16 protein-coding genes are annotated in these 13,951 nt (G+C 70.6%); 9 read left to right on the top strand and 7 right to left on the bottom strand.

From position 1 onward, the window contains the following. Complete coding sequence (locus HUJ41_RS08010) at nucleotides 1-417, bottom strand: pyridoxamine 5'-phosphate oxidase family protein (RefSeq protein WP_179873936.1); 417 nt, start codon at nucleotides 415-417, stop codon at nucleotides 1-3. A 120-nt stretch (nucleotides 418-537) separates the two neighbouring features. Between HUJ41_RS08010 and HUJ41_RS08005 the strand changes: the two genes are divergently transcribed. Then, nucleotides 538-1,494: an NADP-dependent oxidoreductase gene (locus HUJ41_RS08005; RefSeq protein ID WP_179872118.1), complete on the top strand. Its 957-nt coding sequence runs from the start codon at nucleotides 538-540 to the stop codon at nucleotides 1,492-1,494. 24 nt (nucleotides 1,495-1,518) lie between these two features. Here HUJ41_RS08005 and HUJ41_RS08000 read toward each other — a convergent pair whose 3' ends face one another. From HUJ41_RS08000 to HUJ41_RS07990, 3 genes are read right to left on the bottom strand one after another with little or no spacing between them, the layout of a single operon-like run. After that, complete coding sequence (locus HUJ41_RS08000; protein WP_179872117.1) at nucleotides 1,519-2,703, bottom strand: MarP family serine protease; 1,185 nt, start codon at nucleotides 2,701-2,703, stop codon at nucleotides 1,519-1,521. Between the two features lie 47 nt (nucleotides 2,704-2,750). Further along, nucleotides 2,751-3,176, bottom strand: a complete 426-nt coding sequence (locus tag HUJ41_RS07995; protein ID WP_179872116.1) for an OsmC family protein — start codon at nucleotides 3,174-3,176, stop codon at nucleotides 2,751-2,753. 11 nt (nucleotides 3,177-3,187) lie between these two features. After that, nucleotides 3,188-3,580: an HsmA family protein gene (locus HUJ41_RS07990; RefSeq protein WP_179872115.1), complete on the bottom strand. Its 393-nt coding sequence runs from the start codon at nucleotides 3,578-3,580 to the stop codon at nucleotides 3,188-3,190. 99 nt (nucleotides 3,581-3,679) lie between these two features. Here HUJ41_RS07990 and HUJ41_RS07985 point away from each other — a divergent pair, with 99 nt between their 5' ends. From HUJ41_RS07985 to HUJ41_RS07950, 8 genes are all read left to right on the top strand, one after another. Continuing rightward, entirely contained in the window at nucleotides 3,680-5,362 is a 1,683-nt protein-coding gene (locus HUJ41_RS07985; protein WP_179872114.1) for a cell wall-binding repeat-containing protein, read from the top strand. 149 nt (nucleotides 5,363-5,511) lie between these two features. After that, nucleotides 5,512-5,781: a 30S ribosomal protein S15 gene (gene rpsO / locus HUJ41_RS07980; RefSeq protein ID WP_179872113.1), complete on the top strand. Its 270-nt coding sequence runs from the start codon at nucleotides 5,512-5,514 to the stop codon at nucleotides 5,779-5,781. A 109-nt stretch (nucleotides 5,782-5,890) separates the two neighbouring features. Further along, nucleotides 5,891-6,097 (top strand): hypothetical protein, encoded by a 207-nt coding sequence (locus tag HUJ41_RS07975; protein ID WP_179872112.1) that lies wholly within the window; start codon nucleotides 5,891-5,893, stop codon nucleotides 6,095-6,097. Nucleotides 6,098-6,180: 83 nt separating this feature from the next. Next, on the top strand, nucleotides 6,181-6,879 hold the full coding sequence (locus HUJ41_RS07970; RefSeq protein ID WP_179872111.1) for a hypothetical protein: 699 nt from the start codon (nucleotides 6,181-6,183) through the stop codon (nucleotides 6,877-6,879). Beyond that, entirely contained in the window at nucleotides 6,876-7,535 is a 660-nt protein-coding gene (locus HUJ41_RS07965; RefSeq protein ID WP_179872110.1) for a hypothetical protein, read from the top strand. The genes HUJ41_RS07970 and HUJ41_RS07965 overlap by 4 nt, the downstream gene beginning before the upstream one ends. Beyond that, on the top strand, nucleotides 7,532-8,014 hold the full coding sequence (locus tag HUJ41_RS07960) for a hypothetical protein (RefSeq protein WP_179872109.1): 483 nt from the start codon (nucleotides 7,532-7,534) through the stop codon (nucleotides 8,012-8,014). The genes HUJ41_RS07965 and HUJ41_RS07960 overlap by 4 nt, the downstream gene beginning before the upstream one ends. A 69-nt stretch (nucleotides 8,015-8,083) precedes the next feature. Then, nucleotides 8,084-8,890, top strand: coding sequence for a tyrosine-protein phosphatase (locus HUJ41_RS07955; protein ID WP_179872108.1), 807 nt, complete (start codon nucleotides 8,084-8,086; stop codon nucleotides 8,888-8,890). A gap of 281 nt (nucleotides 8,891-9,171) precedes the next feature. After that, nucleotides 9,172-11,439, top strand: coding sequence for a polyribonucleotide nucleotidyltransferase (locus HUJ41_RS07950; RefSeq protein WP_179872107.1), 2,268 nt, complete (start codon nucleotides 9,172-9,174; stop codon nucleotides 11,437-11,439). An 87-nt stretch (nucleotides 11,440-11,526) separates the two neighbouring features. On the opposite strand, the gene HUJ41_RS07945 is transcribed toward HUJ41_RS07950, so the two are convergent. The 3 genes from HUJ41_RS07945 to HUJ41_RS07935 are packed head-to-tail and all read right to left on the bottom strand — an operon-like array spanning nucleotide 11,527 to nucleotide 13,939. Further along, entirely contained in the window at nucleotides 11,527-12,321 is a 795-nt protein-coding gene (locus HUJ41_RS07945) for a DUF2705 family protein (protein ID WP_179872106.1), read from the bottom strand. Continuing rightward, nucleotides 12,318-13,268 (bottom strand): ABC transporter ATP-binding protein, encoded by a 951-nt coding sequence (locus tag HUJ41_RS07940; protein WP_179872105.1) that lies wholly within the window; start codon nucleotides 13,266-13,268, stop codon nucleotides 12,318-12,320. The genes HUJ41_RS07945 and HUJ41_RS07940 overlap by 4 nt, the downstream gene beginning before the upstream one ends. After that, nucleotides 13,265-13,939 carry a TetR/AcrR family transcriptional regulator gene (locus HUJ41_RS07935; RefSeq protein WP_179872104.1) on the bottom strand — a complete coding sequence of 225 codons (675 nt, stop codon included), beginning with the start codon at nucleotides 13,937-13,939 and terminating at the stop codon, nucleotides 13,265-13,267. The genes HUJ41_RS07940 and HUJ41_RS07935 overlap by 4 nt, the downstream gene beginning before the upstream one ends. Nucleotides 13,940-13,951: the final 12 nt, after the last annotated feature.

The following is a 13,951-nucleotide window of genomic DNA, read 5'->3' as shown; positions in this document are numbered from 1 at the left end:
TCAGAACCGCTCGGGCTCCGGCCCGCGCGCGAAACGTCGGCCCGTCACCTCGGTGGGCTCGATGCGCACCCAGCGGTACTTGAGGGTCGGAATCCACGGCGTGAGCCCGAGCTCCTCGGCGGCATCCATGTCGCTCTGCCGCTCGACGCGCTCGGCACGGCCCTTGACGACGACGCTCCACGCTGTGGCCTCGTCGTGCCCGTCGACCTCGAAGGCCACCCGGTCGTTGATCGCGAGCTCGAGCAGCTTCGTGCCGGGAGCGGTGCGGAACACGATGGCGTGACCGTCGACCGCGAAGTTGACGGGGAAGATGTCGATCGAGTCGCCCGCGCTCGCGGCGATGCGCCCGAGCTCGGTCGCGCTGAGAATCTGCCAGCAGTCCTCGGTATCGAGCTCGCTGATCTCCCCGAATCCCATGACCATGATCGCCCTCCCGTCGTTGCGTGTACCGATTCCCCTATCTCAGACCGGCGGGCGCCGCAGGGGTAGGGGCGAAGGTCCCGATGTCGCGCACGAGGTGTGCCTACAGTGGAGAGCATGAGTTCTCGCACTGACGCACCGACCGCCGACTCGTCGACCTCCGAGCCTGTGCCCGCCCGGGCCGCTCGCTACCACTCGGTCGGCGGCCCCGAGGTGATCAACGTCGAGACGATCACGGTCGCGGCTCCCGGGGAGGGCGAGGTGCGCATCCGGCTCGCGGCCGCGGGCCTCAACCCGGTCGACTACAAGATCCGGCGGGGCACGTCGCACGTCGCAGCGTCGTTGCCCACGACAGTCGGGCGCGAGTTCTCCGGAGTCGTGGAGTCGGTGGGGGGCGACGTGAGCGACATCGCCGTGGGGGACCGTGTCTTCGGCTCGATTCCGAGCGGGGCGGCGTGCGACCTGGTGCTGGCACCGGTCGAGGCGATCGCCCCGGTGCCCGACGACGTGCACCTCGAGGTCGCGGGCGGTCTCGCGCTCGCCGGCCAGACGGCGTGGGACGCGCTCGAGTCGCAGACCCTCGCCGAGGGCGACACGATCGTCGTCTCCGCGGCGGCGGGGGGAGTGGGCGGCATCCTGTGCCAGCTCGCGGTCGCCCGGGGCCTGCGCGTCATCGGCACGGCGAGCGAGAGCAATCACGCGTGGCTCGCCGAGCGCGGCGTCGTGCCGGTCCTGTACGGCGAGGGGCTGGCCGAGAGGCTGCGGGATGCTGCTGCCGACGGCATCACGGCCGTGTTCGACCAGCACGGCCCTGAGACGATCCGCGCGGCGCTCGAGCTCGGCGTGCCGCCCGAGCGCATCAACACGATCGCGACCGATCCCGAGCCCTTCGGCGTGCGCCGCGTGGGTCGCGGGGCCGTGCACGCTCCGACCCTGCGGGCGCTCGTCGCCCTTGTCGGCTCGGGGGAGGTGGAGGTGCCGATCGCGGCACGCTACCCGCTCGTCGAGGTGCGCGAGGCCTTCACGCGGCTCGAGTCGGGGCACCTGCGCGGCAAGATCGTCCTCGTCCCCTGAGCGCGGTGCGCCGTCGCGGCCTGCCTATCGGGTCGTGCAGCGCCCGGAGCCGACCGCGTCGGTCAGCTGCGGCGCCGCGGCGATGACGTCATCGAGCTCCGCCATGGTGTGCGCGTAGCCGATGTCGTCGCGCGTGGCGGAGCGCGCGTAGACCATGCCGATGACGCGGCCGTCGAGGTCGAGCACGGGCCCGCCCGAGTTGCCCGGGTTGACGTCGGCGGCGAGCGTGTACGACTCGCGCGCCGCGCGCGAGCCGCCGTCGATGCTGGATGCCTCGATCGTGCTCACGTCGACGATCTCCGCCCCCGTCGAGGCGAAGGGGCCGCCGAAGGGGTAGCCCTGCACGGCGACGGTGCCATCGGGCAGGGTCTCCCCGAGCGCGAGGGGCGCCGTGCTGAGCCCGTCGATGGCGATCACGGCCACGTCCTGCTGGGCGTCGAAGTACACGATGCGCCCCGCGACGCCCCCGACGCCGGGCAGCTCGACCGTCGGCTCGGTGACGCCCGCGACGACGTGGGCGTTGGTGAGCAGTCGGTCGTCGGCGATCACGAAGGCGCTGCCCGACTGCGTCTGCCCGCACGCGTAGGCGGCGCCGGTCACCCGTCCGACGGACTGCGCGGCCTCCGTGAGGGCCGGGCTCCCGCCATCGATGGTCGGCGGCGGGCCGGAGTCGAGTGCGCCGAGGGCGTCGGCGATGCGCGGGATGCCCTCGCTCACGACGAGCCCGCGCACCTGCCCGAGCGCTCGCGCGAGCGGGTCGGGTGTGTACCGCTCGATCGTGCTGAGCACGGTCGAGCTCGCGACGGCGGGCGAGACGAGGGGAATGCCGAGTGCGGTGACGGTCGAGCCGAGCAGACTCACGACGAGCACGCCGACCGCACCGCCCGCGACCGCGCCGACGACCCGGTCGACCGCTCGCAGCCGCTTGCGCACGCGCCGTTTCCAGTGGTGGCCGATCGCCTCGCCGAGGCTCAGGCCTCCGATCACGAGGAGCGCGATGGCGGCGAAGACGGCGGCGATGCGCCACTGCGGGTCGGGCACCCAGGCTGCGAGCACGGGCACGAGCACGACGGCCGCGACGGCGCCCACGATCGCGCCGATCGTCGAGCCGAGCGTGAAGACGAAGCCGGCGCGCGCACCGCGCACGACGGCGGCCACGAGAGCGAGGAGGAGCAGCACGTCCACGACGAGCGGCAGTGCGGCCGTCACGGCTCACTCGGCGGGGGCGCAGTCACGCGGCCCAGGCTACCGGCGCACTAGGCGGGCGGGCTGCTTGTCACGGTTCCGGTGACCTCGCACACGGCGGCGAGGGTGTTGTACACCGTTCCGAACTTCTGCAGGTTGCGGTGCAGCAGCTCGACGCGGTGCGCGGGCTCGCTCGTGACCAGGTGCAGGGCGTACTCGAGGGCGGTGAACCGCGGCGGAGCATCCTGCCGATGCATCACGACCGTGGCCTCCACGCTCTCGTAGGCGAATGGCAGCAGTGCGCTCGAGCGGGCGACGTTCTTGAGCAGGCACGCCGCGAAGGCGCTCGCAAGCAGCTCGGCGGGCCCGGGGTGACCGCTCGGCTCCGCGGGTTGCCATCGGGTGTCGAGGGGCAGCTCGTCGCCAGCGGCGTGCACGCTGGCCGAAGCGGCGTTGGCGCGGGCGCTCACGCGGTAGGCGAGGGGTGCCGTCGTCACGGAATCCCTCCTCAGCCGAGGCTCGAGCCGATCGCGCCCGTCAGGTACGGCACGAGCCAGATCGCCCACACGACGACGGAGAACCGGTGGAAGCGGTGCTTCTCGGCCTCCCGATCGCGCACGAGCACGACGATCGCCCAGACGAAGTGCACGGCCATGAGCACGAGGGCGATGACTCCGCTGACGGCCATGATCTGGGTGAGGATGCCCGGCTCGACGCCCGCCTCGCGATTACTCTCGGCGATGAGGCTCATGAGGTAGGTGCCGCTCGCGTCCGCGGCGAGGCCCAGGCCGAAGAACACCGCGTGCCAGGGCTTGAGCACCTTCTGCGCGCGTTCGGCCCACACGCCGACCGAGTAGAGCACGAGGGCGAGGGTGATGAGGATGATCGCGGGCAGCAGCATGAGTCGATTCTCGTCGGTATTGGCCTCTGGTGCACGAGAATGCGGTGGATTATGTTCGATAGGAGGAGATGGACTAGCCAAGCCGACGCGGGAGCCCCCATGACTCAGACACGACCTCTTCGACGACGTTTCCTTCCTCTCGCGGTACTGGCCGGAGTGCTGGGCAGCCTGATCATCGCCCCGGCGGCAGCGCATGCCGCGGGCACGGCGAGCATTTCGGGCACGGTCACGGCCGCGGGCTCCGGCACACCGCTCGAGGGCGTGGCCGTCCAGCTGTACCTTCCGACCGCCCCCCTCACCCTGGTCGGGTCAGACACGACCGATTCTTCGGGCGCGTACTCGATCCCCGACCTCGATGCCGGCACCTACAAGCTCTTCATCTATACGGGTGCTCTTCCTCCGCTGTCGGACTACCAGTCGGAGTGGTACCCGAGCGGCAACTCCTTCGCCTCGGCGACCACGTTCGATCTCGCGGAGAGCGAGGCACTTCAGGTCGATGCCGAGCTCGAGGCGGAGGCGACCATCTCCGTGAACGTGGTCGGCGAGAACGGTCAGAGCGATGCGACCCTTCAGGTGTACATCTACGGCTACGACGCGGGCGTGTACACCGGCTACGCCGGCGGCGGCGGACGAACCTGGGACACCCCGACTTTCGTCGACAGCTACTCGGTGCCGGCAGGCACCTACCGCGTGCGGTTCGTCGATCAGCGGCCCGACGGGCCCAACAGCTACCGAGACGAGTACTACGACGACGTCTTCAGTGCTGAGGATGCCGTTGACATCACCGTCGGCCCGGGTGAGACCTTCGCTCTTCCGACGGTGACGCTGAGCACCCTGGGGCCCGTGACGAACCAGCGGCTCGCCGGCGCGAACCGCTACGAGACGGCCGTCGCCGTCTCGCAGCAGTTCGACTCGTTCGGCGGCGCCGAGGGAAGCTACGTGTATGTCGCGAACGGCGCGAACTACCCGGATGCGCTGAGCGCCGGCCCCGCTGCCGCTCATCGCAACGCACCCCTCCTCCTCACCGAGGGCGGCAGTCTGCCCACGGCAGTGCGCAACGAGCTCATCCGCCTGCAGCCCGAGACCGTGATCATCGCGGGCGGCACCGCGGTCGTCTCCAACTCGGTGAAGTCGGCGATCGACGCGGTCGTCGACACGGTCGTGCGCATCGGCGGTGCGAACCGGTACGAGACATCGCGCCTGCTCGTCGAGGACGCGTTCCCGAGTGCAGAGAACGCCTTCATCGCGACCGGCGCGAACTTCCCCGACGCCCTCGCGGCGACCGCTGCGGCGGCGAAGAAGTCGGCCCCGGTCATCCTCGTCGACGGCACGGCGTCATCGGCGCCGTCGGCGACTCGTTCGCTCATCGGCTCGAGCGGGCTGGGCGTGACGGACGTCTACATCGCGGGCGGCACGGCTGTCGTGTCGAACGGAGTGAAGGCGTCGCTGGAGGGAATCGACTCCGTTGAGAACGTCACGCGTCTCGGGGGCACCGATCGCTATGCGACCTCGCTCATCATCAACGAGGAGGTGTTCGTCACGCAGGATGTCGGCGACGACGCGAACGCGTTCTTCGCCGTGGGCACGGGGTTCGCCGACGCCCTCGCCGGCGCACCCCTCGCCAGCGCCCAGCCGGGTTCGGCCCCGCTCTTCACGGTGCCGAGGAACTGCGTTCCCGAGGACGTGCTCGACCTGTTCGCGACGATGAACGTCGAGAAGATCTGGTTGCTCGGGGGCACAGCGGTGCTGACCAACGGAGTGCGCAACCTGTCCTCCTGCTAGCGCACCGTTGCCGGAGACGGTGCCGCGCCGATCTCGCCGCGCCGGGTGACTGGTAGTATCTGAAGGTTGCCGTCCAACGGCCGCGGACAAAGAGAGCTCGGGCATCCCGCCCAGGGCGCCGCGCAACGAGCAGGAAGGGGATCCCATCTATGGCACTCGAAGCAGACGTCAAGAAGGCGATCATCGACGAGTACGCAACCCACCCCGGTGACACTGGGTCCCCCGAGGTCCAGGTGGCGATGCTCACGCGTCGCATCAAGGACCTCACGGAGCACCTCAAGGAGCACAAGCACGACCACCACTCACGTCGTGGCCTGCTGCTGCTCGTTGGCCAGCGCCGCCGCCTGCTGGGCTACCTGCAGGATGTCGACATCGAGCGCTACCGCTCGCTGATCGAACGACTGGGTCTGCGCCGCTAGTCGAGAGACACCGCGAACTTCTTGCGCGAAGGCCGCCCCCGCACCGTCGGGAGGCGGCCTTCGTCGTCTCGGGACGTAGGCCGATCGTGGGGTCTGCCACGATGGGGAGGTGGCCCGCGACCGAGCACGATCCCCGCTACGGCGCCTGAGCGCTGTGCGCATCGTGATCGTGACGATCCTCCTCGTGACCGTTGCGCTGGCGTTCGCCAACTGGCTGGGGCCGTTCCGCGGCTTCTTCCGCGTCCTGCTGGTGATCGGTGCCGTGGCGATCGTTCTCAGCTACGCGATCGAGTGGGTGCAGAAGCGCCGTCGCTGAGCGCGCACGGTTCGGGCGGCGTGCCGACCGTGGGGCGCGACCGTTGTCAGCAGATTCGGCGCCTGTCGTGCGAGCCTGGCGTCATGCTTCGCGGTGCGGCGTCCGAGCGTGGCGGTGGTACACGCCGTCGTGCCGCCGCTGCCGTGGCGTCCCTGCTCCTGCTCGCCCTCGTCGCCGGCTGCGCGTCGCCCGCGGGTGAGGCGGAGGACTCGCTCGCGGAGACGGTGCGCGACCGCGATCGCGCCGCCGCGGAGTCGTTCGAGGTCGACCTCCAGCGGGCCGCACGGTACTTGCGCGATCGCTGGGGCCCCGTCGCGCTGCCGGAGACCTCGGTCGAGCGCTGGGTGGGTGCGAGCGAGTGGGCGCAGATCATGTCGGACTGCCTCGAGGATGAGGGCGTCGTCGGCGCTCGCCCCGCCGACGACGGCGAGAGGGTCGACTTCAGTGGGGTCAGCGCCGAGGGTCCGCGCGAGCTCTTCCTCGCCGATGTCGCCGTTCTCGTCTGCCAGTCCCGGTACCCCTCCCGAGTCTGGTACTCCGCCGAGGTCGCCGACATCGAGGCGCCGTGGGCGTGGCAGTACGCCGGCGAGGTGCTCGTACCGTGCCTGCTCGCCTCCGGCTACCGGCCACCGTCGCTGCCCTCCGAGTCGGAGTTCGTCGAGCAGTGGGGCGCCGTCGACGCGTGGGATCCGTTTGCGGCGCTCGCCGGCGACCCGGTGCGCGAGCAGCGCGCCCGCGCGCAGTGCCCGCCTCCCGAGGCGCTTCTCGAGGGTGCGCCGTGACGGGGCGCACCGGTGCGGTCGGGATGCTCGTGGTCACCCTCGGCGTGCTCCTCGCGGGCTGCGCCCCGCCGCCCACCGCACAGCTCGACCTCGACGACGTGGCGACGGAGCGCCATGGGCGTCTGGAGAGTCGCGTCGAGGTGCTGCTCGAGAGCCATGCGGAGTACCTGCTCAGCCGCTGGCCGTCGGTGCAGCTGTCCGAGCACGAGGTCGAGGCGTGGCTCGAGCCGGGTCAGTGGCAGCTCGTGTTCGCCCGGTGCATCTACGAGGCGACGGGCCTGACCGACGGGGCGACGGAGCAGACCGACGCTGCTCGCGCACTCGACCTCGCGACGTACAGCTGCGAGTCGCGGTTTCCGCCGCCGAGCCTCGCGGTGAACGGTCCGGGGCCGATCGAGGTGGCGTGGGTCACGCAGTATGTGCGCGTCGGCCTGCCCTCGTGCCTCCGCCGCAGCGGCGTGCACGCACCGCCCGTCCCCGAGGGCCCCTTCGCGATCGTTTCCGGAGGGGTCACCCCGGGGTGGGATCCGTACGCGGCTGCGCGCGGCAACGCCGCCGAGCGCGCCCGGTTGAGCGCGCTGTGCCCGCACCCCTCGAGTCTTCTCGAGAGCGTCCCGCGACTGCCGACGGGCGAGTCGGGCGCGGCGGGGCCGTGACAGGGCGACCGCACGCCGTGCTGCGGGCCCCGTTGGGACAGTGGGGCGCCGCCCTCATCCTTGCTGTCAGCGCGGTCGTTGTCGGCGCGGTCGCGCTCGCCCTCGATGGCGTGGTGCCGCCACCCGGTCGACTCGTGGTCGCGGCCGCAGCGCTGCTCTCCCTCGGCTGGCTCGTGGTCGCAGTGTGGGCCGTCACGCTTCGGTGGCGCACGAGCGTGCGCTCCGATGGCGAAGCTCTCGTCGTGCGGGGGCCGCTCGGCGCGAGCGTCATTCCCTTCCACGAGGGACTCTCGATCGGCCGCTGGCTCGATCGGCGTCAGCGGCCGAGACTGTGGGTGCTCGACGGGCACAGGCCGCTTGCACCGCTCAGTGGCAGACTGGGTTCCGCGCGCATCGAAGCCTTCGCGGGTGTCATCAGTCTGAGAGTGATCGACCACGAAGGCCCCCCGCCCGGGCCCGATGACACAGAACCCGAGTGACCCAGCCTCTGTCGACACCGATGGCGATGACGACGCGCTCGACGACCCGCACCGACCGGAAAGCTTCTCGTGACCTTCACCGATTCCGCACGATCCTCCCAGAATCACCCGGCCGACGCCGATTCAGGGCTGCCGACCTCCCCGCTGGCGAACTGGCGCGATCTCGGGGGGCTCACGGTCTCCGAGGGAACGGTGCGCGAGCGGGTCCTGTGGCGCAGCGATGACGTCTCGACGATCCCCGAGGGCGAGGCGCGGCGGCTGCACGAGACGGGCCTGAGCGATGTGCTCGACCTGCGATCGCCCCACGAGGCGCAGGTCGCGGGTCGCGGGCCGCTGCGGCGCTACCCGGTCGGCTACCACCACTTGCCCTTGAGCGCGACCGCCGCGGCACCCGGCATGAGCCCCGCCGCGGTGTCCTCTCTCACGCCCGAGGGGGTCGGCACGTGGTACGTGCAGATCGCCGAGCAGACCGCGCCGCAGCTCATCACCGGCCTGCGCGTCGCGGCCTCAGCCTCGGGCGCCGCGCTCTTCCACTGCGCGGCCGGCAAGGATCGCACGGGCGTCTTCACGGCCGCCGTGCTCGGAGTGCTCGGCGCCGACGATGAGGTCATCATCGAGGACTACGCGCGCACCGACGCCGTCATGCCCGCGATCATGCACCGCATCTCGCCCATGATGCAGGCGGTCGTGCGCGACCACGACGCGCCTCGCCTGGATCCCGCTGCGGGGGGAGCCCTCTTCGCCGCACCGGCGGAGACGATGGCGACGATGCTGCGGGTCATGCGGCACGAGCACGGCAGCATCGTCGACCTCCTGCGCGATCGCGGGCTGGACACCGCCACGATCACGGCGCTCCGCGAGCGCGTCGTTCACTAGGAACGCACGAGTCGTGCTGGTAGCCTGTGCGACGGCGCAGTCCTGCGCCATCAACTGAAAACCGCACGGAGCAGGCCGGCTCGAAGCTGGTCACCGGTGGTGATCTCCCGACTCTCTCGATTCGGTGGATGTCTACTGTTGGCCAGAAACAGACGTCCGGCGACACACGTCAACACCGTCCCTCGCCGACACCGTCCCTTCCTGCCCGCTCCTGCTCTGCGCGTTCTCGCACGCCCTCCCATACGGGGAGGGTGCGCACAGACGCAAAGGAGAGAGACCTCGTGGAAGGTCCTGAAATCAAGTTCGCCGAAGCCGTGCTCGACAACGGCAAGTACGGCACCCGCACCGTCCGATTCGAAACCGGTCGTCTCGCGCAGCAGGCGCAGGGCGCCGTGGCCGCGTACCTCGACGAGGAGACGATGCTGCTGAGCGCGACGAGCGCCGGCAAGCACCCTCGCGAGGGCTTCGACTTCTTCCCCCTCACGGTGGATGTCGAGGAGCGCTCGTACGCCGCCGGCAAGATCCCCGGCTCGTTCTTCCGCCGGGAGGGTCGCCCCTCGACCGAGGCGATCCTCGTGTGCCGCCTCATCGACCGCCCGCTGCGCCCGACGTTCGTCACGGGACTGCGCAACGAGGTGCAGATCGTCATCACGGTCATGAGCATCGCTCCCGGCGAGTTCTATGACGCCCTCGCGATCAACGCCGCGAGCGCCTCCACCCAGATCTCGGGCCTGCCCTTCAGCGGCCCGATCGCCTCGGTGCGCCTCGCGCTCATGCCCGACAACAACGGGGGTGGCCAGTGGGTCGCGTTCCCCAAGCACCACGAGCTCGAGGAGGCCGTCTTCGACATCATCGTCGCCGGCCGCGTCGTGACGGCTGCCGATGGCAGCGAGGATGTCGCGATCACGATGGTCGAGGCCGAGGCCACCGAGAACAGCTGGGGCCTCATCCAGGGCGGCGCCGTGAAGCCGAGCGAGGACGTCGTGGCCGAGGGCCTCGAGGCCTCGAAGCCCTTCATCATGAAGCTCGCCAAGGCGCAGCAGGAGCTCGCCGCGCAGTCGGCGAAGGAGATCCAGGACTACCCGGTCTTCCTCAGCTACAGCGACGAGCTGTATTCCGCGGTCGACGCGCTCGCGCACGACGAGCTCGCGAAGGTCTACCAGATCGCCGACAAGGTCGAGCGTCAGACGGCCGACGACGAGCTCAAGGCGCGCACCAAGGTCGCGATCGAGGGCAAGGTCGCCGCGGGCGAACTCGACGAGGAGGCACTGAAGGACTTCAGCGCCGCCTACAAGTCGGTCTCGAAGCAGATCATGCGCCAGCGCGTGCTCACCGAGGGCGTGCGCATCGACGGTCGCGGGCTCGCGGATATCCGCGCGCTCGACGCCGAGGTGCAGGTCATCCCGCGCGTGCACGGCTCGGCCGTGTTCCAGCGCGGCGAGACGCAGATCCTGGGCGTCACGACGCTCAACATGCTCAAGCTCGAGCAGCAGATCGACTCGCTCGGTCCGGTCACGAGCAAGCGGTACATGCACCACTACAACTTCCCGCCGTACTCGACCGGCGAGACCGGCCGTGTGGGCAGCCCCAAGCGTCGCGAGATCGGGCACGGCTTCCTCGCCGAGCGCGCTCTCGTACCGGTGCTGCCGAGCCGCGAGGAGTTCCCTTACGCGATCCGTCAGGTCTCCGAGGCGCTGAGCTCGAACGGCTCGACCTCCATGGGCTCCGTCTGCGCGTCGACCCTCTCGCTGCTCAACGCGGGTGTGCCCCTCAAGGCGCCTGTCGCGGGCATCGCGATGGGCCTCATCAGCGACGTCGTGGATGGTGAGACCCGCTACGCGGCCCTCACCGACATCCTCGGCGCCGAGGATGCCCTCGGCGACATGGACTTCAAGGTCGCCGGTACGCGCGAGTTCGTGACGGCGATCCAGCTCGACACGAAGCTCGACGGCATCCCGTCGTCGGTGCTGCAGGGTGCGCTCACGCAGGCTCGCGAGGCCCGCCACGCGATCCTCGACGTCATGCACCAGGCGATCGACGCTCCCGACGAGATGGCGCCCACGGCGCCCCGCGTCATCAGCGTGCAGATCCCCGTCGACAAGATCGGCGAGCTCATCGGGCCCAAGGGCAAGACGATCAACTCGATCCAGGATGAGACGGGTGCGCAGATCTCCATCGAGGAGAACGGCACCGTCTACATCGGTGCGGTCGACGGCCCCTCGGCCGAGGCTGCCCGCCTGCAGGTCAACGCGATCGCGAACCCCGTCAACCCGGAGGTCGGCGAGCAGTACCTGGGCACGGTCGTCAAGATCGCCGCCTTCGGTGCGTTCGTCTCGCTCCTCCCGGGCAAGGACGGCCTCCTGCACATCAGCGAGGTGCGCAAGCTCGCCGGTGGCAAGCGTGTGGAGAACGTCGAGGATGTGCTGGGCGTGGGTCAGAAGATCCTCGTCGAGATCACGAAGACCGACGACCGCGGCAAGCTCTCGCTCGCCCCGGTGCTCGCCGAGGGCGAGGGTGGCGACGTGCCCGCCGAGGGCGAGGACGGCTAACCGCCGCTCGCTCCCGCAGAACGACAGGATGCCCGCCCCGAGTGATCGGGGCGGGCATCCGTCGTTCGCGGCCGCGGTCGGGGAGCGCTACACGCCCACGTCGCGCCGCCGGAAGGCGAGCACGGCCACCGCGCTGGCGAGCGCTGCGACGGCGTAGAGCAGCCCCACGCTCGCGTCGAACCCGCTCTCGAGCGGGTTCGTGCCGTACGCCCACTGGTAGGGCGAGAGGGCGTGCAGCCACTCCAGGTCGCTGTTCTGGTTGCCGAGCGCGTTGAGCGCGTACCCGAGCACCGCGATTCCTGCCCCCGCGCCGATCGCGATCATGCGCCGCCCGGTGAGAGCGCCGGCCATGAGCCCGATCGTCGCCGTCACGAGACCGGTGCCGAGCAGGGCCACCCCGCCGGCCAGTATGCCCTCGGTGCTGATGTCGAGCTCGCTCGGCCCGTTGAGAGCGGCCACGAGGAGCGTGACCCACGCCGTGAGGGCGACGAGCTTGACGACGATCGCCGCGAGGCGCTCGAGCACGAGCTGGTGCCGGCTCACCCCGTGCGCGAGGGTGAGCTCGAGCGTGCCGCGCTCCTCGTCGCCGGCGATGGCGCTCGCGCCCCAGCCGACGGCGGCGATGGTCAGCAGCACGAAGCCGATGAGGCCGTGCACGGTGCCGAGCGTGTAGCCCGAACCGGTGGTGATCTGGTCGTAGCTCAGGGCGGTCACGAGCTCCGGCGGCAGGCTCTCGATGATCGCGATGAACTCCGGGTTGCCGCCGATCGACGGGTAGAGGGGCAGGTACATGCCCACGACGGCCGCGAGGCCGAGCATCCAGCCGAGGAGGCCGCGCCACGAGTCGGCGAGGGCACGGCGGAACAGGGGGAGGGCGCTCATGCCGACACCTCCTCGGCCTGGCTGCCGGCGGAACCGCCGGTGTCGCCGCCGTAGAACTGCAGCACCGCTCGCTCGAGGTCGGGCTCCTGCACGACGAGGTCGAGCACCTCCGTTCCGGAGAGCGCGGCCAGGAAGGCCGGAATGCCGTCGCGCAGGCGCGCGCTCACGAGGTCTCCTTCCGCCGACGCCGCGACGGTGACGTCGTGCGCCGAGTCGAGGCGCGTGAGCTCCGCCGCGAAGGTCTCGCCCGCCGCGGACGGCACCGTCACACGGATGTCGCGCAGGGCGGCGGCGCGCAGCCGCTCCACCGTGCTCACGTCGATGATGCGGCCGTCGCGCAGGACGGCGACCTCGTCGGCGACCTGCTCGATCTCGCTGATGACGTGCGAGCTCAAGAACACCGTCTGGCCGGCGGCCCTGGCCTCGCGCACCATCGAGAGGAACTCCTGCTGCACGAGCGGGTCGAGCCCGCTCGTGGGCTCGTCGAGCACCAGGAGGTCGGGGGAGTGGGCGAAGGCCTGCACGAGCCCGACCTTCTGCTTGTTGCCCTTGCTGAGCGAGCGCACGGGTCGCCCGAGGTCGAGCCCGAGGCGCTCGGCGAGCGCGGAGATGCGCGCGCGATCGCTCGACCCGTTGAGGTGCGCGTAGTGGGTCAGGAGGCCTCGGCCGCTCACACGCGTGTCCATCGCGAGCTCACCCGGCAGGTATCCGATGCGACGACGCAGTGCGGGCCCGGCCTCCCGGGGGTCCTCGCCGAGCACGCGCACCGTGCCGGAGGTCGGGCGGATGATGTCGAGCAGAATCCGCATGGTCGTGGTCTTGCCGGCCCCGTTCGGGCCGATGACGCCGAACACGCGCCCGGGCTCGATCGCGAGATCGACGCCGTGGAGGGCGGTGGTGCGTCCGTAGCGCTTCGTGAGCGCCGAGATGTCGATGGCTGGGGTCATTCCCCTGGTGTCCTTTCCTGCAGTGCCGCTCGTGCGGCGGAGAGTGCGGAATCGTCCGCGTAGAGCCCGTGGGTGTAGAGCTCGAGGGTCGGGAGGGTGAGGCGCCGCACGACGTCGAGGCTGAGGCCGGAGCCGCTGAGACCTGTGCCGCCGAGACCTGTGCCGCCGAGAGCGCGCCCGATATGTCGCTCGAGCAGGAGGGGCATGATGCCGTGGGATGCGACGATCACGGCCGTGGTGCGCAGGTCGCTCGGCGCGGTCATGATGCCCTCCGCCACGCCCTGGCTGATCATCGCCTCGGTGCGGTCGACGAGCTGGTCGAAGAGGCCCTGCCCCGCCTCCCCGCCGTCGATGATCATGCGCGCGAGGTAGTCGAGGCTCGGGCGGAAGGTGTCGATGTCGGCGAGCCAGCGGCGCATCGTGCTCGAGAGGTCGCCCTCGCTCAGCATGCTCTCCTTGCGCCCCATGATCTCGTCGACGATGGCGGCGTCGCACGCTGCGCGCAGCGCTTCCTTGCTGCCGAAGTGGTGCATGACGAGGGCGGCGCTCACGCCGGCGCTCGCGGCGATCGCCCGCACGCTCGTGCCGTCGAAGCCGTGTGCGCCGAACAGCGCGAGCGCGGCATGCCGAATGCGGGCGCGCGTCGTGAGGTCGGGGTTGGGTGAACGCATGTTCAGCATCCT

Origin of the sequence: Microcella indica (assembly GCF_013414345.1) — a bacterium.
GTDB lineage: Bacteria > Actinomycetota > Actinomycetes > Actinomycetales > Microbacteriaceae > Microcella > Microcella indica.
Note: the sequence above shows the minus strand (reverse complement) of the source record. Positions and strands in the feature narration are given on the sequence as shown.